The organism is Brevibacterium sp. CFH 10365 (genome assembly GCF_009299785.1).
Taxonomy (GTDB): Bacteria; Actinomycetota; Actinomycetes; order Actinomycetales; family Brevibacteriaceae; genus Brevibacterium; species Brevibacterium limosum.
Genome location: NZ_VIGO01000008.1, coordinates 1 through 21,030 on the forward strand (window position 1 = coordinate 1; position 21,030 = coordinate 21,030).

Genomic DNA, 21,030 nt, shown 5'->3' on the forward strand with positions numbered 1-21,030 from the left:
CTAATTGCTACTGTGAGTATTGATAGTGGCTGGTCTGGGATCGGCTGGCAGAGTAGGAACCGACCGTCCCATCGATCATCATGACTCAAATTGCTACTGACTCAGACGATGTCATCGTCAGGATCTGTCTGATGATCGATGGGCGGCCGGCCCCGGCTCGGCCCACATCGGTAACTTGATCAGAAGGTTGTCCGTTCCTAACCGAACGTGACTCATCACAGTAGTGTTCCGACGTGACTATCTCCCGGACCGGAGCCGACCGTTCGACGGTCGGACATCATCCGCTCTAACACGGGAGAATCACGAACCGTCATGACTATCATCTCGCATTTATACGCGTTTGTCGTCGGCGTCGACACCCACGCGAAGAACCACGTCTACGCCGTGCTCACCCACACCGGCGAGCACATCGACACTGCTACATTCCCGACCACGAAAGCTGGCCTTAAACGAGCCCTAGCGTGGACCAGCCGCCGTACTGGCGGGGACCTCGACACCCTGTGGGTCATCGAGGGTATCGGCACTTACGGAGCGATCCTGGCCGACCATGTTGCCGACAACGGGTACACGGTCGCCGAGGCCGCCAGCATGAATGTCCGCGACCGCCATGCCACGGGCAAGGATGACCGGATCGATGCCCGAAGGATCGCGAACACGGTCCTGTCCTTAGACGAGTCACGGCTACGGTTTCCCAGGCAGGCTGATGGGCCGCGCCAGGGACTGCGGATCCTGGTCAAGGCTCGAGAGTCCATGACTCGGGAGAAGACCCGCACCATCAACGCGCTGACCGCATTGTTACGCGCGAACGATCTCGGTATCGATGCCCGACGGAAACTATCTCTCGTCAAGATCCGATCGGTCGCGAAATGGCGGTTAAGGAACGAGCCTGTGGCCCGTTTAGAAGCACGTCGGGAAGCCATCCGGTTAGCCAAACGCGTCATCGAACTCGACGCCGACATCAAGGATTACTCCACGCGGATTCTGACCTTGGTCAAGGACAGTCCGGCTGCCGTGCTGCTGGCCCAGCCGGGGATCGGACCGATCACCGCCGCCGTGTTCTACCTGGCGTGGTCGCATCCGGGGCGGGTTCATTCCGAGGCTGCGTTCGCGAAGCTGGCGGGGGTCAATCCGATCCCGGCGTCGTCGGGGAATGTGGTGAGGTTCCGGCTCAATCGCAGTGGTGATCGTCGGTTGAATTNTCATCATGGGCGGGTTCATTCCGAGGCTGCGTTCGCGAAGCTGGCGGGGGTCAATCCGATCCCGGCGTCGTCGGGGAATGTGGTGAGGTTCCGGCTCAATCGCAGTGGTGATCGTCGGTTGAATTCTGCGTTGTACATGGTGAGTATCACTAAGCTTTCCTTCGATGAGAGGACCCGAGCGTACATGGCCAAACGGCTCAGGGAAGGGAAGTCGAAGAAGGAGGCTATCCGGTGCATCAAGCGGTATGTGGCCCGGAATGTGTATCGGCTTCTCGAAGCTACGAATGTGACCGGTCAGGCCGCTTGACAAGCATAGAAGGATCCCGACGGCGGCTCAGCAACCTCGCGCCAGGTTGCTGAGCCGCCGTCAGGTGGTTCTGAGCGGGATCATCCGGTGCGCAGACGGGCGGCGAGGATGCCGAGGACGCGTTCGAACGGCGCGGTGCGGAACAGATCGCCGAAGGTCAGGCGGATGATCTTGTAGCCCCTGGCCTCGAGGGCGGCTTCGCGCGCCTTCTCCGCGGCGATGCTCTCGCGGGGTGAGCGGCCCTCCATCGTGTACTTCTCGATCCCGTCGATCTCGATGATCAGTCGCGCATCGTGGTTGCAGAAGTCGACCCGGGCGACGACCTCGCCGAGGTGGCCGAAGAATTCGACCTGCGGCTCGAATCCGGTGATGCCGTGTTCGAAGAAGCGCACTGCCGCGATCGACTCCGAGGGGGCCTCGCGCCGGCCGTCGGTGAGGTCGAGCGCGCGTAGCACCGCCGCGTCTCCGCGGGATTCGGGGCATTCCTCCAGCACCGCCTCGATGCGGAGACGACTGGTGCGACGCCGGCGGATCACCTCGTCGAACATCGGCACGGAGAGATCCGGGCCGTAGTCGCGGGCGATGTCGATGAGTGTGCGCTCCATCGTCGTCACGGCGTAGATGCCGACCGTCCTCCGGTGCGCAGACGGGACTTCGCGGTTGCGCACATAGAGGTGGCGGTACTTGCGACTGACGTTCGGCCGGCACACCTCGACCCTCGTCTCGGCCGGATAGGCGATCGGCAGTCCGTGGATGAGAGCCGCCGACAGGTGTGAGAAGACCTCGCGCCCCTTCGTCACCCGCCATCGACCCGACGCTGAGTGGATCTTCTCCGCACGGGTGCGGATGAGGACTCTTAAGGGTTCGATCTCATCACGCATATCGCCCTGGTGGCCGAACTCTTCGAAGTCCTCTTCGCTCAGGGCCGCCCAGATGGTTTCGTGTCGTGCGTCGTCGCACGATCCCGTCGCCACGTAACGTCCGCGGGCGATGCGCGAGAGGCAGCATTTCTCTCCGCGCCGGACCTCGTCCTTGGTGAACCCCAGTCGGTAGAGCTTCTCGGTTGTCATACACAGATACATGACACCAAATTGCACCATTTGATATCAATAGGCAATAGACAGAAGAAAACTTTGGATAACTTCTCCCCAGAACTACCTGACGGCGGCCCAGCAACCTCGCGCAAGGTTGCTGGGCCGAGCCGTCAGGTAGTAATTCAGCGGGCGGTGAGGAGGCGGCCGGCGGGGGTCTCGAAGTCGACCGGGGCACCGCGCAGCAGCGTCTGGGTGACACGACCGCGGACGGTGCGGGTGTCATACGCGCTGATCTGATTGCGGTGGTAGAGCTCCGCGGCCTGCACGGTCCACTCCTCATCGGGGGCGAAGACGGCGAAGTCCGCGTCATTGTCCTCGGCGATCGCGCCTTTGCCCTCGACCCGGGCCACGGCCGCCGGTGCCGCCGACATCCAGCGGACCACCTCGGCGAGCTCGATTCCGCGCTTCGCGGCCTCGGTCCACACGAGCGAGAGGCCCAGCTGCAGGGACGAGATTCCGCCCCAGGCGGCACCGAAGTCGCCGGTGTCGAGCAGTTTGAGTTCTGCCGTCGAAGGCGAATGGTCGGAGACGATGCAGTCGATCGTGCCGTCGATGAGCCCCTGCCACAGCGCCTCTCGGTTCGATTCCTCGCGGATCGGCGGGCAGCACTTGTGCGTCGTCGCCCCGTCCGGGATCTCCTCGGCGGTGAAGACGAGGTAGTGCGGGCAGGTCTCGACGGTGAGCTTGATGCCCTCGGCCTTGGCCGCGGCGATCTGGTCGAGCGCATCGGCCGAGGACAGGTGCAGGATGTGCGCCCGGGCCCCGGTCTCCCGAGCGGCGTCGATGACGCGGGCGATCGCGACGTTCTCTGCCTCGCGCGGTCGCGTGGCGAGGAAGTCGGCGAACTTCGGGCCCGAATTCTTCGGCGCCGACGACATCACCTCGTGATCCTCGGCATGGACGATGAGCATCCCGTCGAAGGAGGCGATCTCGGCCATGTCCGCGGCCATCTCCGCCGGCTCCAACGGCGGGAACTCCTCGACGCCGGAGTCCTCGAGGAAGCATTTGAACCCGTACACCCCGGCCTCGTGCAATGGCCGCAGATCTGCGGTGTTGCCGGGGATCGCCCCGCCCCAGAACCCGACGTCGACGAAGGCCTTGGGCCCGGCGACCTCGCGTTTGGTCTCCAATGCCGCGACATCGACCGTCGGCGGCAGCGAGTTCAGCGGCATGTCGACGATCGTCGTCACGCCCCCGGCCGCGGCCGCGCGGGTGGCGCTGGCGAAGCCCTCCCACTCGGCGCGCCCGGGATCGTTGACATGGACATGGGAGTCGACGAGACCGGGCAGCAGCACCTGATCGTCGCCGACCTCGATGATCTCTGCCCCCGCCGAGGCGGCCGTGTCCAGATCCTGTCCGCCGCGGGCGATCTCGGCGATCCTTCCGTCCCGGACACCGAGCTGCACGGAGTCGATCCCGCCGGGAAGCAGTGCCTTCGCGGCATGGATGACCAGGTCGAAGCTGGCTTCTTTGCTCAAAATTCCTCCTCAGTCGCGCGGCTGCTCGGCCGGCGGATGCGGTGCGCAGCCTCGGCGCTGGACCGTCAACGGTATACCGTTCTAATCGTACTCGGACCAGCCTACTCGGCGGCAGCGAATTCGCCCATCGTGCTCAACGCGCTCGGGGCGTCGGCCGGGGTCTGGGCGAGGGTCTCGAACTCGTTGATCTGATCGAGGGCGGTGCCCATCGAGATGTTCGTGACGCGTTCGAGGATGACCTCGACGACCACGGGCACTTGGTGCTCGTCCATGAGCTCCTTGGCCACGCGCAGGCCCTCGCCGATGAGTTCGGGGTCCTCGACCCGCAGCGCCTTGCATCCGAGTCCCTGGGCGACGGCCACATGGTCGACGCCGTAGCCGGACGATGCGGAACCGGCGGCGTTGATGTTCTCGAATGCCAGCGAGACCTCGAAGTCCATATCGAATCCGCGCTGGGACTGGCGGATGAGTCCCAGGTAGGAGTTGTTGACGACGACGTGGACATAGGGGATCTGGTGCTGGGCGCCGACGGCGAGCTCTTCGAGCATGAACTGGAAGTCGTAGTCGCCCGACAGCGCCACGACGGTCTCGCCCGGTTTGGCCTGCGCCACGCCGAGCGCCGCCGGGCCGGTCCAGCCCAAGGGCCCGGCCTGGCCGGCGTTGATCCAGTGCCGGGGCCGGTAGACGTGCAGCATCTGGGCGCCGGCGATCTGGCTCAGCCCGATCGTCGAGACATAGGTGACGTCGCGGCCGAAGGCCTGGTTCATCTCCTGGTAGACCCGCTGCGGTTTGATCGGCACCTCGGTGAAGTTCGTCTTCCGGTGCTCGGTCGACTTCCTTGCCGTGCATTCGGCGGCCCAGTCGGTGAAGTCCGGCAGGGCCCGTTCACCCGATCGGCCGCGTGCGGCTGCCAGCAGCGCGTCGAGGGCTGCCCCGGCGTCGGATGCGACACCGAAGTCAGGGGCGAAGACGCGTCCGATCTGGGTGGGCTCGATGTCGATGTGGACGAATTTCCGACCCTTGCGGTACACGCCCAAGTCACCGGTGTGGCGGTTGGCCCAGCGGTTGCCGATGCCGATGACGAGGTCGGATTCGAGGAAGGAGGCGTTGCCGTAGCGCACATGCGTCTGGATGCCGACCATGCCCGCGGCCAGCGGGTGGTCGTCGGGGATCGCACCCCAGCCCATGAGCGTCGGTGAGACGGGGATGGAGGTGAGTTCGGCGAATTCGACGAGGCGGTCGGCGGCATCGGCATTGATGATTCCGCCGCCGGCGATGATGATCGGGTGCTCCGCCTCGGCGATGAGGTCGAGGATCTTCTCCGCCTGCGCCGAGGTGGCTGCCGGCTTCGCGGGTGGCAGCGGTTCGTAGGCGTCGATGTCGAATTCGATCTCGGTCTGCTGCACGTCGATGGGCAGGTCGATGAGCACGGGTCCGGGCCGGGCCGAGCGCATGAGCTGGAACGCGGACTGGAAGACGCCGGGCACCTGACCAGCTTCGAGCACGGTCCTGGCCATCTTCGTCACCGGCCCCGCGATGGAGGCGATGTCGACGGCCTGGAAGTCCTCCTTGTCGAGCACGGCGACGGGAGCCTGGCCGGTGATGCACAGGATCGGCTGGGAGTCGGCGGCCGCGGCGTAGAGGCCGGTGATCATATCGGTGCCGGCCGGCCCCGAGGTGCCCAGGCAGACTCCGATATTGCCTGGGGCGGCGCGGGTGTACCCGTCGGCCATGTGCGAGGCCCCTTCGACGTGGCGGGCCAGTGTGTGACGGATTCCGCCGTGGGCCTTCATGGCCGAGTAGAGCGGGTTGATGGCTGCTCCCGGCAGCCCGAATGTCTCGGTGGCGCCTTCCTTTTCGAGGATGAGCACCGCGGCGTCGACTGCGCGCATGCGTGTCATTGTTCGTCCTTTGTTCGTGAGCCGGCGACGACGCTGTCGCCGGCTCGGTTCATGGTGGGATTCCCGAGGCGGTCGTTCAGTCCTCGTTCTTGGCCGAGAGCTGCTCGACGACGGTGAAGAGACCGGAGTGGTCGAGTCCGCCGTTGCCCTGTTGGACGGTGGCGGCGACGAGCTGGGCGACGGTGGCCCCGAGCGGGATGGCCACTCCTGCTTCGCGGGCGGCGGCGGTGACGATGCCCATGTCCTTGTGGTGCAGCTCGAGCCGGAATCCGGGGTCGAAGGAGCGATCGAGCATCTTCTGCCCCTTCTGATCGAGCACCTTGGATCCGGCTAGTCCTCCGCCAAGGACCTGCAGCGCCGCACCGGTCTCGACTCCGTAGGCTTCGAGGAAGACGACGGCCTCGGCGAGCAGTCCGATATTGCCGGCGACCATGAGCTGATTCGCTGCCTTGACGGTCTGGCCGGCTCCCGAGGGGCCGACGAGGACGATGGTCTTGCCGACGGCGTCGAAGACGTCGCTCATCGCGTCGAAGTCGGCTTGGTCACCGCCGACCATGATGGACAGGACCCCGTCGATGGCGCCGGGCTCACCCCCGGAGACGGGAGCGTCGAGGGGTTTGAGTCCGGCAGTCTTGGCCTGATCGGCCAGTTCGGTGGCCACATCGGGACGGATGGTGGAGAAGTCGATCCAGGTGGTCCCGGCTGAGGCGTGGGCGAGGATTCCGTCGTCGCCGGTCAGCACGGCTTCGACGTCGGGTGAGTCGGGAACCATGGTGATGATGACATCGGCCCCGGCCACCGCCTCGGCGATGGTGGCGACGGCACTGCCACCCGCCTCGGCGAGGGTGTCGGCCTTGCCCGGTGTGCGGTTGAAGCCGCGGACGTCGAATCCGGCAGTGACGAGGTTTTTGGCCATCGGCAGGCCCATGATGCCGAGTCCGATGAAAGCGATTGTCTTGGACATGGTGGGGTTTCCTTCGTGTCGGTGCGGAGTTTCAGGCGGTCTGGGCGGCTCGGTCGAGCCAGTCGAAGGCAGTGGCGCGGTCCTGTTTGTATTCCAGCGCCACGGACCCGGTGTAGCCGAGCGAGTACGCGCGGTCGATCCAGTCGCGCAGCGGCAGCGATCCGGTGCCGGGCGCCCCGCGGCCCTCGGCGTCGGCGATCTGGATGTGGCCGAAGTTCGCGGCGTCGGCTTCGATGACGGCGGGGACGTCGTCGCCGTTGACGTGCATGTGATAGAAGTCGGCGAGCACGGCGATGTTCTCGGGTCCGTCGGCACGGACTCGTCCGACCACCTCGGCGGCGTCGGCGTACCGCTTGAGCGGGTAGGCCTCGGCTCCGGAGACGGGCTCGACGAGGACGGTTCCGCCGATCTCGGCGACCTTTCCGGCGGCGAGCGCGAGGTTGGCTGCGGCCGTGGCGTCCTGCCCGGCCGCGTCCTGGCCGTCGGTGCGCAGTCCGTAGAGGGCGTTGAAGGCGCGGCAGCCGGTGCGGCGGCCGATCTCGACGACGATGGCGACGTTTGCGGCGAAGTCCTCCTCGGCGCCGATGATCGAGACCATTCCGCGATCGCCCGCGGCCATGTTCCCGGCCCAGAGGTTCAGGCCCTTGAGGGCGACCCCGGCGGAGTCGAGGGAGTCGATGAACTCATCGACCTCCGCCGAGGTGGGGGTCGGGTTCCCGTCGAAGGGCCACCAGAATTCGACTTCGTCGAAGCCGGCATCCTTCGCGGCCTGGGCGCGTTCGAGGACGGGCAGCTCGGTGAGCAGGGTCGAGCAGTTGAGGATGTAGCTGGTGGGTGAGGTGAAGGCCTGGGACATGGTGCTCTCCTTTGAGTTGCCAACGTTTTCCGTATTGTGGAAGTGTGTTTCCATTCCGTGAAATCAGCATAGATCGCCTGCGGAGTCCTCGTCAAGACGTTCCCTCCCAAAACAACGTGACGGCGGCCCAGCAACCCCGCGCGAGGTTGCTGGGCCGCCGTCAGGTAGCAATCAGGGGTGGAGGGGGGCGCCGTCGATCCAGACTCCGGCGATGTCGGCAGGGGTGCCCATGGCGAAGATCGTCGCCAAGGCGTCGGCGTCGTCGGCGGCGTGGCGGATGCCGACGTCGAGCGGCTGGCCCTCGGCCGGCCGGATGAGCACGGCGTCGAAGCGCTTGCCCTCACTCAGCACGCCGACCTCATCGAGCTCGAGCGCCTCGGCACCGGCGGAGGTCGCGAGGTGGAGCAGATGCGCGGAGCTCAGCGGCAGCCCCCCGGTCGGGTCGAGCTGCTGCATGAAGTACGACTGCACGCCCTCCTTGAACAGGTTGAACCCGGTCCCCGCCCCGACGTCCGAGCCCAAAGCCACCCGGACGCCTGCCTCCACATGCCGGCGCAGCGGGAAGAAACCGCTGGCCAGAGCCGAGTTCGAGGTCGGGCAGTGCGCGGCCACCGACCCCGCTTCGGCCATGCGCTCAAGCTCCCGATCCTGTGGGTGGACGTTGTGCGCGAGCACCGTCCGCCGTCCCACGAGCCCCGCCCTGTCATAGGTGTCGAGGTAGTCGACGGCCTCCGGGTGGATCCGCGCGACCCCGGAGATCTCATCGCGGTTCTCGTTCAGGTGCGACGTCACCCAGATGCCCGGATTCTCCGCCACGAGGCGACCGCCCGCGGCCAGCATCTCCGGTCCCGCGGAGAACGAGAACCGTGGAGTCACCGCATACCGCAGCCGGCCCTTCCCGTGCCACCGGTCGATGAGCCCCTGGCTCTCCTCGAGCGACCGCTCCACGTCGGTGAGCAGCGCATCGGGCAGGTTCCGATCGCTCGTGACCAGACCGGAGGTGATCCGCAGCCCCGACTTCTCGGCGGCGGCGAAGAAGATGTCCATGGCAGCTGCGAAGTGCGAACCGAAGACCATCGCCGAGGTGGTCCCCGCCGAGATCAGTCCCGTGAGGAATTCGCCGGCCACCGCCTCCGCGTAGGCGGGGTCTGCGAGTTTCGCCTCTTCGGGCAGGGCGCACTGGTCGAGCCAGTCGAGCAGCGGTCGTCCGAGATGGCCGATGGCCCGCACCTGCGGCAGGTGGACGTGGGTGTCGACGAGCCCGGGGATGAGCACACCGTCGCGGAGGTCGACGACCTCGGCGGCGGGGTGCGCGGACCGGGCGGTGTCGAAATCGGTGCGGGAGGTGATGAGTCCGTCGTCGACGACGAGGGCGACATCGGAGGCCGAGCGCAGCCGGCCCCCGGTGAATGGGTTGTCCGGCGTGTCGAAGACGCGAACGCGGTAGATGACCACAGTGGTTCTCCTTGGTTCAGTGACATGAGTCAGAGCAGAAAGTCAGTCAGCGGCGGCCTGCGCTCAGGCCATGCGCCCGAGCAGGTCGGCGGCGACGCTCACGGCGATCGTCGCGGGTGCTTTGCCCGGCAGTTCGGACAGTCCGATCGGGCACCGGATGGTGTCGACGGCCTCGGGTTCGAAGCCTTCGGCGGCGAGGTTCCTGCGGAAGCGCTGCCATTTCGCGTTCGACCCGATGAGCCCGACCGAACCGAGGTCGCCGCGGGTCAGTGCCGCGGCACACAGGTGCAGGTCCTCGGCATGGTCGTGGGTCATGATGACCACGTGCGCACCGGACGGCAGCGCCGTGAGCACCTCTTCGCCGACGACGGCGAATTCGGAGCGGATGCGCGCGACCGGGGTCTCCAGCGCGTCGATCGCCTCGAGCTGCTCGGGCCGCGAATCGCTGACCGTGAGGTCGATATCGTGGCGGGCCAGGATCCGAGTGAGCTCGAGTCCGATGTTGCCGATGCCGAAGATCGCCACCGAGGCGGGCACGGGCAGGGGTTCGAACAGCATCGTGACCTCTCCGCCGCAGCATTGGCGACCGTACTTGGCCGGGGCCTTGTCGTTGAGCCGCAGGGTGAGCATCTCCGGGACCTGCTGCCGCTCGGCGAGCAGTTCACGGGCTCGGGTGAGGGCCGTCATCTCGAGATTGCCCCCGCCGATGGTCCCGAACAGGTCATCGGCGGTGGCGATCATCTTCGCTCCCGCCTCGCGTGGGGCGTGCCCGCGCACCGCGGCGAGAGTGATGAGGACAGCCGGCACCCGAGCTGCGCGAAGCTCGGCCGCGGTGTCCATCCAGGTCATGACGGGACTCGCTGTCCTTCCCTCGCCGAGGCGGCCGCCTCCGAGTCCTGCCCACGCGCTTCTTCGATCGCCCAGAACACCGCTTCGGGTGTGGCCGGTGATGCGAGTTCGACGCTGTGGCCGGGGCGTGCGAAGGCGCCCACGGCTTCGCGCAGGGCTTCGCGGACGGAGAAGGCGAGCATGAGCGGGGGTTCGCCCACGGCTTTCGACCCGTACACGGCGCCTTCTTCATGCGCTTTGTCGAGGAAGGTGACGTTGAAGATCTCGGGGACTTCGGAGAAGCTCGGGATCTTGTATGTGCTCGCCGCCTGAGTGGCCAGGCGTCCTCGACTCGGCTTGTCGGATTCGTCCCAGCGCAGGTCTTCGAGCGTCAGCCAGCCGGCGCCCTGGATGAATCCGCCTTCGATCTGCCCGAGGTCGAGCAGCGGAGACAGGGAGTCTCCGACATCGTGGACGATGTCGACGCGGCGCAGTGTGTAGGAGCCGTCGAAGCGGTTGACTTCGACCTCGGACACGGCCGCCCCGTAGGCGAAGTACTTGAATGGCTCGCCCCGCATCTGCGACAGGTTCCAGTGCAGTCCCTCGGTGCGGTAGAACCCGGAGGCCGAGAGCTGGATGCGCTGGAAGTACGCGGTGTTGATCAGCTCTTCCCAGGTCACCGTCTTCGTCGAGGACAGTGCGGAGACGATTCCGCGGGAGATGCTGACCTCGTGGGCGGGTGCCCCGAGGATGCCCGCGGCGACCTGGCGCAGCCGCTCGAGGATCTGGTCGCAGGCGTTCTTCACCGCTCCGCCGTTGAGGTCGGATCCGGAGCTCGCCGCCGTCGCGGAGGTGTTGGGCACCTTGTCCGTGCGAGTCGGCGCGAGCCGCACCGTCGACAGAGGCACGCCGAGGGTGGTGGCCGCGACCTGCAGCATCTTCTGGTGCAGTCCCTGCCCCATCTCGGTGCCGCCGTGGGTGACGAGGACGGAACCGTCCTTGTAAATGAGCACGAGTGCCCCGCCCTGGTTGAAGGCGGTGAGGTTGAACGAGATCCCGAACTTCACCGGGGTGATCGCCAATCCGCGTTTGATGTGCTCGTGGCCTGCGTTGAACGCTTCGATTTCGAGTTCGCGGGCCTCGAGGTCGGATTGGGAGATGAGCTGATCCCAGCAGGCCTCGATCCGTTCCGGGTGGCGCACCGGCTGGTAGTAGGGAGTGTCCTGGCCATCGGCGTAGAAGTTCCGACGTCGCAGCTCACGGGCGCTGAGCCCCAGTTTGGGGGCGACTCGGCCGATGATGTCCTCCATCACCAGCATGCCCTGGGGGCCGCCGAAGCCGCGGAAGGCCGTCTGCGAGGTCTTGTTGCATTTGGCGATGCGACCGGTGACGCGGATGTTGGGCACCCAATAGGCGTTGTCGATATGGCACATCGCGCGGGTGAGCACCGGTTCGGACAGGTCGAGGCTCCACCCTCCGTCGGCGGTCAGCGTCGCATCGAGGGCGAGGATCTTCCCGTCCTCGGTGAACCCGACCTTCCACGCGGAGTGGAAGCCGTGGCGTTTGCCCGTCATGGTGATATCGCGGGTGCGGTCGAGTCGCAGGCGCACCGGCCTGCCCGTCAGCTTCGCACCGAGCGCGGCCAGCGCTGCGTAGCCGTGCGGCTGCATCTCCTTGCCGCCGAAGCCTCCGCCCATGCGCAGGCACTGCACGGTCACCGCGTGGGCGGGGACTCCGAGGACGTGGGAGACGATGTCCTGGGTCTCGGTGGGATGCTGGGTCGAGGACTGGATGAAGACCTGTTCGTTCTCATCCACATGGGCCAGGCAGGCCTGCGTCTCGAGATAGAAGTGCTCCTGGCCGGCGAATTCGAATTCGCCCTCGAAGACATGAGCGGCATCGGCGAAGGCGGAGTCGACTTCGCCCTTGTCGATGGACAGGGGCTTGCCGTGGTAGCTGTCGGCGGCGATCGCATCGCGCACGGTCACCAGCGACGGCAGCTCCTCGACCTCGGCGGTCACGGCTGCCGCACCTTCCTTCGCGGCTTCGAGGTCCTCGGCGAGGACCCAGGCCAGGGGCTGGCCGAAGAACATGATCTCATCGACCGGCAGCATCGGCTCATCGTGCTTGACGCCCTGGTCGTTGACGCCGGGGATGTCGGCGGCGGTGATGACCCTGACGACGCCGGGCACCGCATAGGCGGGTTCGACGTCGATCGCGCCGAGGCGGCCGTGCGCGGTCGTCGACTGCACGGGGAAGGCGTGGAGGACGCCGGTGAGACGTCCGACGAGGTCATCGGTGTAGAGCGCGGTTCCGGTGACATGGCCGAAGGCGCTTTCGTGGTGGTGGCGTTCGCCGACGACCGGGTCGGCGGGGCGCTGGGAGAGCTGGCTCATCACTTGACCTCCTTGCTGGTCACGGCCGGGTGGCCGAGGTGCTCGGCGTAGAAGCGTTCGAGGGAGCACCGCAGCATCGCGGTCCGGTATTTCGCACTCGCCCGGTGGTCATCCATCGGGGTGCCTTCGGCGGCGAGGGTCTCGGCGGCCGCGTGCACGGTCTCCAGGTTCCACGACTGCCCCTCGAGCAGGGCCTCGGTGGCGGTGGCACGCAGCGGGGTGGCCGCGACTCCGCCGAGCCCGATCCGAGCCTTGACGATCATCCCGTCGCGGATGTCGACGGCGTAGCCGATCGCCACCGAGGAGATGTCGTCGAAGCGGCGTTTGGCGATCTTCTGGAACGATGTCAGCGGCGAGAGCGGCAGCGGGATGCGGATGGCGGTGATGAGCTCATCGGCTGCGCGCACCGTCTGCCGGTACCCGGTGAAGTAGTCGGCCAGCGCCACGGTCCGGGACCCGCGCACCGAGGTGAGCACGAGTTCGGCCTCGAGGGCGAGCAGAGCCGGCGGAGTGTCGCCGATGGGCGAACCGGTGCCGAGGTTGCCGCCGATCGTCGCCCCGTTGCGGATGAGGCGGGAGGCGAACTGGGGGAACATCCTGCCCAGCAGCGGGATCTCGCCTGCGAGTTCGCGTTCGAGTTCGGACAGGGTGTGGGAGGCACCGAGTTCGATGGCGTCTGCGGTGCGGCGGATTCCGCGCATCTCCTCGAGCCGGTCGACGGCGAGGATGTTCTTGGCGCGGGCCCCCTTGATGTTGACCTCGACACCCCAGTCGGTGGCTCCGGCCACGAGGGTGACCTCGGGATCGGCGGAGAGGATCTCGACCGCCTCGGCGAGGGTGGCGGGTCGGCGGTAGCGCCCGATCTCACCGGTCGCAGTATCGGCCCGCAGATAATCGGTGGCTCGAGCCGACGGGGCCGGGCGGTCACGGCGGACGGCGAGGGCATCGTCGGCGGCAGGCTGCCCGAGGGCGTTCGCGGCATCGCGGATGGGGCGGTAGCCGGTGCAGCGGCACAGGTTGCCGGACAGGGAGTGGAGGTCGAAGCCGTCCTCGCAGCGGTCGGGGCGGTAGTATTCGGCGGCCATCGAGGAGATGAAGCCGGGGGTGCAGTATCCGCACTGGGATCCGCCGCGCACGGCCATCTCTTCCTGGACGGGGTGGACGGATTCTCCGTCGGCCAGACCTTCGGCGGTCACGACCTCTCCCCCGTCGAGCGCTGCCGCCGGCAGCAGGCAGGAGTTGACCGAGGTCCAGCGGGTTCCGCCGGATTCGTCGGGGCGGGCGACCATGATCGCGCAGGCCCCGCATTCGCCTTCGGCGCAGCCTTCCTTCGCTCCGGTCAGACCTTGACCGCGCAGGAAGTCCAGCGCATTCGTATGGGGTGGGCCGTCGAATTCGCGGACGGTCCCGTTGATGGTCACTTCGGCAGTTGACTGGTCCGTTGTCGCAGTGGACATCGCACTTCACACCTCCCGCGTCTCTTCACTGAGACGCACAGTGCATGGTTGGAACAATTTGCTTCGTTCTTCGAGCTTCTGGTTATCCATGCGAACAGCGCAGAAGAACGCGGAATCGGGGACCATGCGTCCCCGCGGGTCAGGCCCCGTGGGCGATCTGGCCTCTTCCCCAAGCTGAGTGTCCAACCATTGTTCTCATGCCCCCAAGATAGCCGATATCGGGCCGCGAACGAAGTACAGGACGAAACCGGCCGAGACGACCCACAGCAGCCAGTGGACCTGACGGGCGCGGTTGCTCATGGCGTGGATGAGCGCCCAGGAGATGAATCCGACGCCGATTCCGTTGGCGATCGAATAGGTCAGCGGCATCGTCACCATGGTGAGGAAGACCGGCAGCGAGGTGCGGAAGTCGGTCATGTCGATCTCACGGATCTGTGTGACCATCATGGCGCCGACGACGACGAGCGCTGCGGCTCCGGCCTCCATCGGGATGACGGCGATGAGCGGTGAGAAGAACATCGACAGCAGGAACAGCACTCCGGTGATGCAGGCGGCGAGACCGGTCCGCGCGCCCTCGGCGATTCCTGCGGCGGAGTCGACGAAGACCGTGTTCGACGACGCTGATGCACCGCCGCCGAAGACCGCACCGAGACCTTCGACGACGAAGGCTCCGCGGATGCGCGGGAACATTCCGTCGTCGGTCTGGAGTCCGGCGCTGCGGGCGAGTCCCGTCATCGATCCCATGGCGTCGAAGAAGTTCGTGAACACGAGGGTGAAGACGAGCATCGTGGCCGCGAGGACGCCGATGTGCTGGAATCCGCCGAAGAGGTCGAAGGCGCCGATGAGACCGAAGTCGGGAACGGCGACGACCTGCTGCGGGAATTCCGGAGCGGCGAGGTTCCAGCCCAGCGGATCCGGGTCGACCGGATCCCCGACGGTGCCGAGCTTCGCGAACGCCTGGATGATGATCGCGGCGATCGTGGCCACGATGATGCCGATGAGGATCCCGCCGGGGATCCGCCTCGCGACGAGGATGCCGATGAGGACGAGGGCGAAGACGAAGACCAGCGTCGGCAGGGAGCCGATCGATCCGTCCTGGCCCAGCTGGACGGGCGGGCCCTCCGGGGTGCGGGTGACGAACCCGGCGTTGACGAAGCCGATGAAGGCGATGAAGAGTCCGATGCCCACCGTGATGGCGATCTTCAGCGCGTGCGGGACGGCGTTGAAGATCGCGGTGCGGATGCCCGTCGCGCCGAGGACGACGATGATGACGCCGTTGATGACCACCAGCCCCATCGCATCGGCCCAGGTGACCTCCTGGACGACGGAGACGGCGAGGAAGCTGTTCATCCCCAGCCCGGCGGCGAGGCCGAAGGGCAGTCGGGCGACGACGCCGAAGAGGATCGTGATGACGCCGGCGACGAGCCCGGTGACCGCGGTCAGCTGGGCGAAGTCAAGGCTGTCACCGGCGACGTCCTGGGAGCCGCCGAGGATGAGCGGGTTGAGGACGACGATATAGGCCATCGCGACGAAGGCGACGATGCCTCCGCGGATCTCCTGCTTGATCGACGACCCGCGCCCAGTGATTTCGAAGAATCTGTCGAGAAGCCCCGGTCTCGTAGATGCGGTCTGCACCGCTTGGTCGTTGTCAGCCATTTTCATGGACCACCTCAGGTTGTTCGATTTGGTCAGCCGCCGACATCATCGTCGTCGGCCCTGCGCCTTGAACGTGCGCAATGAAACAGGCAAGTCATCGGTCCGAAGCCGAACCAGGATTTCCACATCCTGGAAAACTATTTCTGTTTCATCGAGCAAGTCTCGCCGCTCGACCCTGGTGTGTCAATCATCACACCTCTGCCCGCACCGATGCCATCCATCGGCGGGACAGACGAAACCCCTGATCAGAATCGTCTGATCAGGGGTTTCCCGTGGCGGTGGCGGTGGGATTTGAACCCACGGTAGGGGGTTGCCCTACACAACATTTCGAGTGTTGCACCTTCGGCCGCTCGGACACGCCACCGCCGACAACTGTACAGCGGTGGACTTTCCGCGTCCAAATCGGTTCACCGTGAGGTGGGACACGTCAGCGCCTGGCCGCGAAGAACTTCCTCAGCAGAGCTCGACTCTCCCCTGCCCGGACGCCCGAGGTCACCTCCGGATGATGGAGTGCTGCGCGATCGCGCAGCAGATCCCACACCGACCCGACGGCTCCGGCCTTGTCGTCGAAGGCGCCGAAGACCACGCGCTCGGCCCGGGAGCCGACGAGGGCCCCGGCGCACATCGCGCACGGCTCCAAGGTGACGACGAGGGTGCAGCCGTCCAAGCGCCACTGACCTCTGACCGAGGCGGCGGCGGAGATCGCCATGAGCTCCGCGTGGCCGAGCGGATCGGCATCGACTTCGCGCCGATTGTGACCGCGCCCGATGACCTCCCCGACCTCATCGATGACCACAGCCCCGACGGGAACGTCGTCATGAGCCGGTGCCAGCGCCGCCTCGGCGAGGGCATGCCCCATCCATTCGGCGAACTGAGCGTTCAGCGTGCGGCCTCGAGCTGGTCGGCGAAGCCGACGGTCTCACCGACGTGGGCGACGACGCGGGCCGGGTCGGATCGGTAGCTTTCGACCTGGTCGATCAGGGTGGCGGCGGGAACCCCGCGGTCGGTGTAGATATCGGCGTCTCCGGCCCATTCGGCATCGGCGTCGAATTCGAGCATCTCGACCTCGTCGTCGTCCTCATCTTCATCGGCTTCGGCTTCGTCCTCCTCGGCGCCGAAGTCCTCTTCGGGTTCGGCCTCGTAGGCATCGGGGCGGGAGTCGAGGAAGTCGGCGAAGATCTCTGCGAACGGGCTCGCCTCGACCGCGGCGAGATCGGAGAGGAAGACCTTGACCTCATTGTCCGCGCACAGGCGCACGAGGCCGAACCATTCGTCTTCGTGTTCGATGACGGCCACGGCCTCTCCGTCATCGCCGGCGGCCGAGCGCATCATATCGACGAGGTCGTCGAGGTCGTTCGCGTCACGGACGTCGACATCGAGGGCGCGGAAGCCATCGCCGGAATCGGCCAGGATCTCAGTGAAGTACGACATGCCTCCATTGTGAACGCTTCGCCCCGCGTTGACCACTGCCGGAGGCGTCGAGTTCTCCCTTACCATTTGGGTATGCATCTTCACGTAGCCGATCACCCGCTCATCGCCCACAAGCTCACCGCCCTGCGCGATGAGAACACGGATTCCGCGCGTTTCCGACAGCTCACCGAAGAGCTCGTCATGCTGCTGGCCTACGAGGCGACCCGATCGGTGTCGGTCGAGGACAAGGAGATCTCGACCCCGGTGACGACCACCACCGGCACCCGCATCGCCGAACCACGCCCCGTCGTGGTTCCGATCCTGCGCGCCGGGCTCGGCATGCTCGACGGAATGCTGCGCATCCTTCCCACCGCCGAGGTGGGTTTCCTCGGAATGGTCCGCGACGAGACGACGTTCGAGCCCAGCGCCTACGCCGACCGTCTGCCCGATGACCTCACCGGTCGGCAGATCTTCGTCGTCGATCCGATGCTCGCCACCGGCGGGACCCTGGCCATGGCCATCGACTTCCTGCTCGCCCGCGGCGCTCGCGACGTCACCGCCGTATGCCTGGTCTCCGCCCCCGAGGGCGTCCAGCGCATCGAACGCGACTTCAGCGACTCCGCCGAGGTGAAGGTGTACACGGCGGCGCTCGACGAGAGGCTCAATGAGAAGGGCTACATCGTGCCCGGGCTCGGTGACGCCGGGGATCGGATGTACGGAATCGTCGACTGATCGGTTCGTCATAATTCGTCACACTCGTCTCATTTTCGGCTCTTTCATTGCAGTGTCTTCGCTTTGTGACAAATAATGAAGTCATGACTTCAGCGATCGACCAGATGCGAATGCCTGCGGCAGACATGTGTATGCCCTGCGTTCGTGGTCGGTGATCGTACTCCCGCTGTCCGGCCTCGAACGAGTTCACTCAAGCAGCGGACTCCTCCAGTCATATCGACCCGATGGTCGGAGCAAAGGACAGCTATGCCGAATCCAGAACCCGCCTACGTCCACCCGCGCAGCGCCGCGGCCACTCGACGTGCAGGAGCCAGGTTGAGCGCAGTCGACCCACAGAACGCACCGCACACCTTCGGCCCCGCCGGTGTCGTCCCCTCACCGAAGGCCGCTCGCGGAATCATCGTCTACATCGGACTCGATGAGTCCAAGGCCGCAGCCGACGGCACGAACCTCTCAGCGATCGCCGCTGAGCTGCAGGCCTACGCGAAGGAACTGGCCAGCCAGGCCGAGACGCAGGCCGTCATCGCACTGGCGCCGGAGGGCCGCGGCAGCGATATCGACGCCGTCCGCGCCGTGGCCAACGGCTCCCCCGCCGCGACCGGTGCTCCGGCGGCGACTCATGGGCCGGTGCGTTCGCGCATTCCCAACCGCATCCACCCGCCGGCTCTGCGCGAGGACTCCGCTCCGGCGGCCCCCGCACCCCGCGGTTTCGGCGGACGGGCCGGCGACGCCTACACACAGGCGAGCGGCGAACGTCTGCGCATCGACATTCCGCGCCGCGAGGTCCGCATCGACGGTGAGCTCGTCGACGTCACGACGAAGGAATTCGATCTGCTCGCCACCCTCGTCTCCCATGCCGATGAGACTCTTCCCCGTGAGGATCTCATCACCGCAGTGTGGTCCGGCGGTGAGGTTCCCGACGAACGCACCGTGGACGTGCACATCCGCCGGCTGCGGCGCCGCCTCGGCGAATACGCTTCCGTGGTGCGCACGATGAGGGGTTCGGGCTATCGCTACGACACCCACCCCGATGTGACTGTGTGGAGCGCGACTGCGCGTCGCTGATGCGGTGCGGCTGTGAGCCGTGTCGCAAGGGGCTTCCAGCGTGGGGCCAGACTTCCCGGTTAAGATCGTTGATCGATGAACCAGGCATATTCCTCACCGCGCAGAAGGCACAGCCCCGCGAAGGGCGTCACCGCATTGATCTTCGGGATCCTCTATGCGGCGTTCCTGCTGCTCCACAATCTGCTGCCGACGCGGATGGGCATCGCGCTCATCCTCGAATCGGTGCTCCCGTGGACGGGGATCGTCCTCGCGCTGGTGCTGCTCATGTTCCTCATCCGCTTCTCCTGGCTCTCTGCCATCGGATTCCTCGTGCCCGCGCTGGTGTGGGCGGGGATGTTCGGACCCGCTCTGCTGCCGAATCAGGGTTCCGGTGATCCGGATCTGACGGTGGCCACCCACAATGTGGGGGCGAGGATGCCGCAGCCCACGGCGGCCGCACAGAACATCGTCGACCGTGATCCGGACATCGTCACGATCCAGGAGCTCGAGTCCCTGTCGGGCAAGATCATCCACAAGGAACTCGACTCCTCGTTCGACCATTCACAGGTCGTCGACACCATCGGCGTGTGGTCGAAATGGCCGATGTCGGCACCCGAGGAGGTCGACCTGGGTCTGCAGTGGCCGCGCGCGTTCGCGACCACGATCTCGACCGACCATGGTGACGTCCGCTTCTATGCCGTGCATATGCCCTCGGTGCGTCCGGGGCACGAATCGATGCGCAACGCCGCTCTGCGCCGGTTGGCCACGACCGTGGAGACCGATGGCGCCGAACATGTGATCGTCGCCGGTGACTTCAACACGGCGGCGACGGACAACAATATGGAGACCCTGGTTCCGCCGTTGGAGGATTCCCGGGAAGAGGCTCGAGGCGGGTTCGGCTTCACCTGGCCCGCCCGGTTCCCCGTCACCCGGCTCGACCATGTCCTCTACCGCGGTTTCGACGCCAGCTCCGACGAGGTGCTCGAACGCGGATCGAGTGACCACCGTGCCGTCCTCGCCGGGCTCGACCTCAAGTAGTCGGATTCAGTTCGTGCACGCGTTTCAGTTCGTGCACTGCCCGGCCGGCTGGGGCGTGCGGCTGCTCGTTCCGGCTTCGAGTTCGTCGGCGATCTCGGCTCGTGTGAGTGCGTACCCGGTTTCGTCATCGGTGGCCGAACGGGCGAAGACCATGCCGACGACATCTCCCTGAGCGTCGATGAGCGGGCCTCCCGAATTGCCTTCGCGGACGATTCCACGCAGCGAATAGACCTCGCGAACCACGGATTTCGAGTCATAGATGTCGAGTCCGCGGGCGTTGATCTTCTCCCGCACCCGGGTCGGTGAGATCGTATAGGGACCGTTGGCGGGGAATCCGACGACGACGGAGTCGTCTCCTGATCCGAGCCCATCGCCGAAGTCGAGTGCGGGAGCGTCGAGTTCTGGAACTCGGAGCACGGCCACGTCGGCTTCGGCGTCGAATTCGACCACCTCGGCGCGATAGGGCCTGCCCTTGCCGCCGACCTGCACGGCGAGTTCCGTGGATCCGGCCACGACGTGGGCGTTGGTGGCGACGAGTCCGTCCTCGTAGACGAAGCCGGAGCCTTCCGAACCGGTGGCGCAGCTGGTGGCGGTGGTCGTGATCTTGACGACCGAGTCTTCGACGCTGCGACCGACGTCGACCATCCCGTCGTCGGGTTCTCCGACTCCGCGGATCTGTTCGGGTTGGCCGGAGAACACCTGTGGGAATCCCGACGCGCTCAGTCCCTTTGCCAGTCCGCCGAGGGCGTTCTGGGAGGAATAGGGAATGGTGCGGTCGATGGCGGCGATGACGGTGGAGTCGGCGACCCACCGGTTGGGTTCGACCAGCGGGGTGGTGCGGATGAAGCCGGCGGCGAGCCAGACGACGAGGATGTAGACGATCCCGGCCGTGACGGTGCCGCCGACGGCGTCGATGCCCTGGCCGAGATCGGAGTCCATGGAGCGTTTGATCCATGCGCCGATGCCGCTGCCGGCGAAGGCGAAGAGGACGGCGAGGACCAGCGGCATCGAGGCCAGCAGCATGAGCACGCCGGGGTTGCCCATGACGTCGGTGCCGGTACTCAGCGATTCGACGAGCGGGGAGAGCAGGCGTCCGAGGATCCAGCCGACGATGAAACCGGCCGCGGTTCCGAGGCCGGTGATGATGCCCTGGCGGAACCCGGCGAAGAGCGCCCCGATGCCGAGGACGATGAGGACGATGTCGAATGCTGTCAC

General features: G+C 66.3%; 17 protein-coding genes and 1 tRNA gene. 4 read left to right on the forward strand and 14 right to left on the reverse strand.

Annotation, left to right across the window (positions count from 1 at the left end):
* Nucleotides 1–312: 312 nt before the first annotated feature.
* Entirely contained in the window at nt 313–1,506 is a 1,194-nt protein-coding gene (locus tag FHG09_RS15825) for an IS110 family transposase (protein ID WP_152348613.1), read from the forward strand.
* Between the two features lie 80 nt (nt 1,507–1,586).
* Here the strand turns inward: FHG09_RS15825 and FHG09_RS15830 are convergent, their stop codons facing one another.
* The 13 genes from FHG09_RS15830 to FHG09_RS15890 all read right to left on the reverse strand — a co-directional run bounded on the left by FHG09_RS15830 (nt 1,587) and on the right by FHG09_RS15890 (nt 17,022).
* Complete coding sequence (locus FHG09_RS15830) at nt 1,587–2,576, reverse strand: DUF559 domain-containing protein (RefSeq protein ID WP_152348614.1); 990 nt, start codon at nt 2,574–2,576, stop codon at nt 1,587–1,589.
* A 146-nt stretch (nt 2,577–2,722) separates the two neighbouring features.
* A complete protein-coding gene (gene allB / locus FHG09_RS15835) occupies nt 2,723–4,078 on the reverse strand; it encodes an allantoinase AllB (RefSeq protein WP_193627403.1) in 1,356 nt (451 codons plus the stop codon).
* Nucleotides 4,079–4,179: 101 nt separating this feature from the next.
* Complete coding sequence (gcl, locus tag FHG09_RS15840; RefSeq protein WP_152348615.1) at nt 4,180–5,979, reverse strand: glyoxylate carboligase; 1,800 nt, start codon at nt 5,977–5,979, stop codon at nt 4,180–4,182.
* A gap of 76 nt (nt 5,980–6,055) precedes the next feature.
* Nucleotides 6,056–7,015 carry a 2-hydroxy-3-oxopropionate reductase gene (locus FHG09_RS15845; RefSeq protein WP_227492823.1) on the reverse strand — a complete coding sequence of 320 codons (960 nt, stop codon included), beginning with the start codon at nt 7,013–7,015 and terminating at the stop codon, nt 6,056–6,058.
* Nucleotides 6,975–7,799: a hydroxypyruvate isomerase family protein gene (locus FHG09_RS15850; RefSeq protein ID WP_152348617.1), complete on the reverse strand. Its 825-nt coding sequence runs from the start codon at nt 7,797–7,799 to the stop codon at nt 6,975–6,977. Before FHG09_RS15850 ends, FHG09_RS15845 begins: the two co-directional genes overlap by 41 nt.
* Before the next feature lie 171 nt (nt 7,800–7,970).
* On the reverse strand, nt 7,971–9,254 hold the full coding sequence (guaD, locus tag FHG09_RS15855) for a guanine deaminase (RefSeq protein WP_152348618.1): 1,284 nt from the start codon (nt 9,252–9,254) through the stop codon (nt 7,971–7,973).
* 63 nt (nt 9,255–9,317) lie between these two features.
* Complete coding sequence (xdhC, locus tag FHG09_RS15860; RefSeq protein WP_193627404.1) at nt 9,318–10,103, reverse strand: xanthine dehydrogenase accessory protein XdhC; 786 nt, start codon at nt 10,101–10,103, stop codon at nt 9,318–9,320.
* A complete protein-coding gene (xdhB, locus tag FHG09_RS15865; RefSeq protein ID WP_152348619.1) occupies nt 10,100–12,478 on the reverse strand; it encodes a xanthine dehydrogenase molybdopterin binding subunit in 2,379 nt (792 codons plus the stop codon). Before xdhB ends, xdhC begins: the two co-directional genes overlap by 4 nt.
* Nucleotides 12,478–13,935 (reverse strand): xanthine dehydrogenase small subunit, encoded by a 1,458-nt coding sequence (locus tag FHG09_RS15870; RefSeq protein WP_152348620.1) that lies wholly within the window; start codon nt 13,933–13,935, stop codon nt 12,478–12,480. The genes xdhB and FHG09_RS15870 overlap by 1 nt, the downstream gene beginning before the upstream one ends.
* A 195-nt stretch (nt 13,936–14,130) precedes the next feature.
* Nucleotides 14,131–15,591, reverse strand: a complete 1,461-nt coding sequence (locus FHG09_RS15875) for an NCS2 family permease (RefSeq protein WP_152348621.1) — start codon at nt 15,589–15,591, stop codon at nt 14,131–14,133.
* Nucleotides 15,592–15,864: 273 nt separating this feature from the next.
* A tRNA-Ser gene (locus tag FHG09_RS15880) sits at nt 15,865–15,955 on the reverse strand.
* Between the two features lie 63 nt (nt 15,956–16,018).
* Nucleotides 16,019–16,450 carry a nucleoside deaminase gene (locus FHG09_RS15885; RefSeq protein ID WP_152348622.1) on the reverse strand — a complete coding sequence of 144 codons (432 nt, stop codon included), beginning with the start codon at nt 16,448–16,450 and terminating at the stop codon, nt 16,019–16,021.
* A gap of 20 nt (nt 16,451–16,470) precedes the next feature.
* Entirely contained in the window at nt 16,471–17,022 is a 552-nt protein-coding gene (locus tag FHG09_RS15890; protein WP_152348623.1) for a tRNA adenosine deaminase-associated protein, read from the reverse strand.
* A gap of 72 nt (nt 17,023–17,094) precedes the next feature.
* Here FHG09_RS15890 and upp point away from each other — a divergent pair, with 72 nt between their 5' ends.
* From upp to FHG09_RS15905, 3 genes are all read left to right on the forward strand, one after another.
* Nucleotides 17,095–17,733: a uracil phosphoribosyltransferase gene (gene upp, locus FHG09_RS15895; RefSeq protein ID WP_152348624.1), complete on the forward strand. Its 639-nt coding sequence runs from the start codon at nt 17,095–17,097 to the stop codon at nt 17,731–17,733.
* 246 nt (nt 17,734–17,979) lie between these two features.
* Nucleotides 17,980–18,798, forward strand: coding sequence for a winged helix-turn-helix transcriptional regulator (locus tag FHG09_RS15900; protein WP_152348625.1), 819 nt, complete (start codon nt 17,980–17,982; stop codon nt 18,796–18,798).
* A gap of 75 nt (nt 18,799–18,873) precedes the next feature.
* Nucleotides 18,874–19,815, forward strand: a complete 942-nt coding sequence (locus tag FHG09_RS15905) for an endonuclease/exonuclease/phosphatase family protein (RefSeq protein ID WP_152348626.1) — start codon at nt 18,874–18,876, stop codon at nt 19,813–19,815.
* 24 nt (nt 19,816–19,839) lie between these two features.
* Here FHG09_RS15905 and FHG09_RS15910 read toward each other — a convergent pair whose 3' ends face one another.
* The gene (locus FHG09_RS15910; RefSeq protein ID WP_152348627.1) at nt 19,840–21,030 is read right to left on the reverse strand and encodes a MarP family serine protease; all 1,191 of its coding nucleotides are present in this window, start codon (nt 21,028–21,030) and stop codon (nt 19,840–19,842) included.

Bases quoted from the DNA above. Each gene is read 5' to 3' on its own strand.
- FHG09_RS15900 (WP_152348625.1), top strand. From the start codon at position 17,980: ATGCCGAATCCAGAACCCGCCTACGTCCACCCGCGCAGCGCCGCGGCC.
- FHG09_RS15885 (WP_152348622.1), bottom strand. From the start codon at position 16,450: ATGGGGCATGCCCTCGCCGAGGCGGCGCTGGCACCGGCTCATGACGAC.
- FHG09_RS15875 (WP_152348621.1), bottom strand. From the start codon at position 15,591: ATGGCTGACAACGACCAAGCGGTGCAGACCGCATCTACGAGACCGGGG.
- FHG09_RS15830 (WP_152348614.1), bottom strand. From the start codon at position 2,576: ATGACAACCGAGAAGCTCTACCGACTGGGGTTCACCAAGGACGAGGTC.
- gcl (WP_152348615.1), bottom strand. From the start codon at position 5,979: ATGACACGCATGCGCGCAGTCGACGCCGCGGTGCTCATCCTCGAAAAG.
- xdhC (WP_193627404.1), bottom strand. From the start codon at position 10,103: ATGACCTGGATGGACACCGCGGCCGAGCTTCGCGCAGCTCGGGTGCCG.
- FHG09_RS15905 (WP_152348626.1), top strand. From the start codon at position 18,874: ATGAACCAGGCATATTCCTCACCGCGCAGAAGGCACAGCCCCGCGAAG.
- upp (WP_152348624.1), top strand. From the start codon at position 17,095: ATGCATCTTCACGTAGCCGATCACCCGCTCATCGCCCACAAGCTCACC.
- FHG09_RS15870 (WP_152348620.1), bottom strand. From the start codon at position 13,935: ATGTCCACTGCGACAACGGACCAGTCAACTGCCGAAGTGACCATCAAC.
- FHG09_RS15890 (WP_152348623.1), bottom strand. From the start codon at position 17,022: ATGTCGTACTTCACTGAGATCCTGGCCGATTCCGGCGATGGCTTCCGC.
- FHG09_RS15850 (WP_152348617.1), bottom strand. From the start codon at position 7,799: ATGTCCCAGGCCTTCACCTCACCCACCAGCTACATCCTCAACTGCTCG.
- xdhB (WP_152348619.1), bottom strand. From the start codon at position 12,478: ATGAGCCAGCTCTCCCAGCGCCCCGCCGACCCGGTCGTCGGCGAACGC.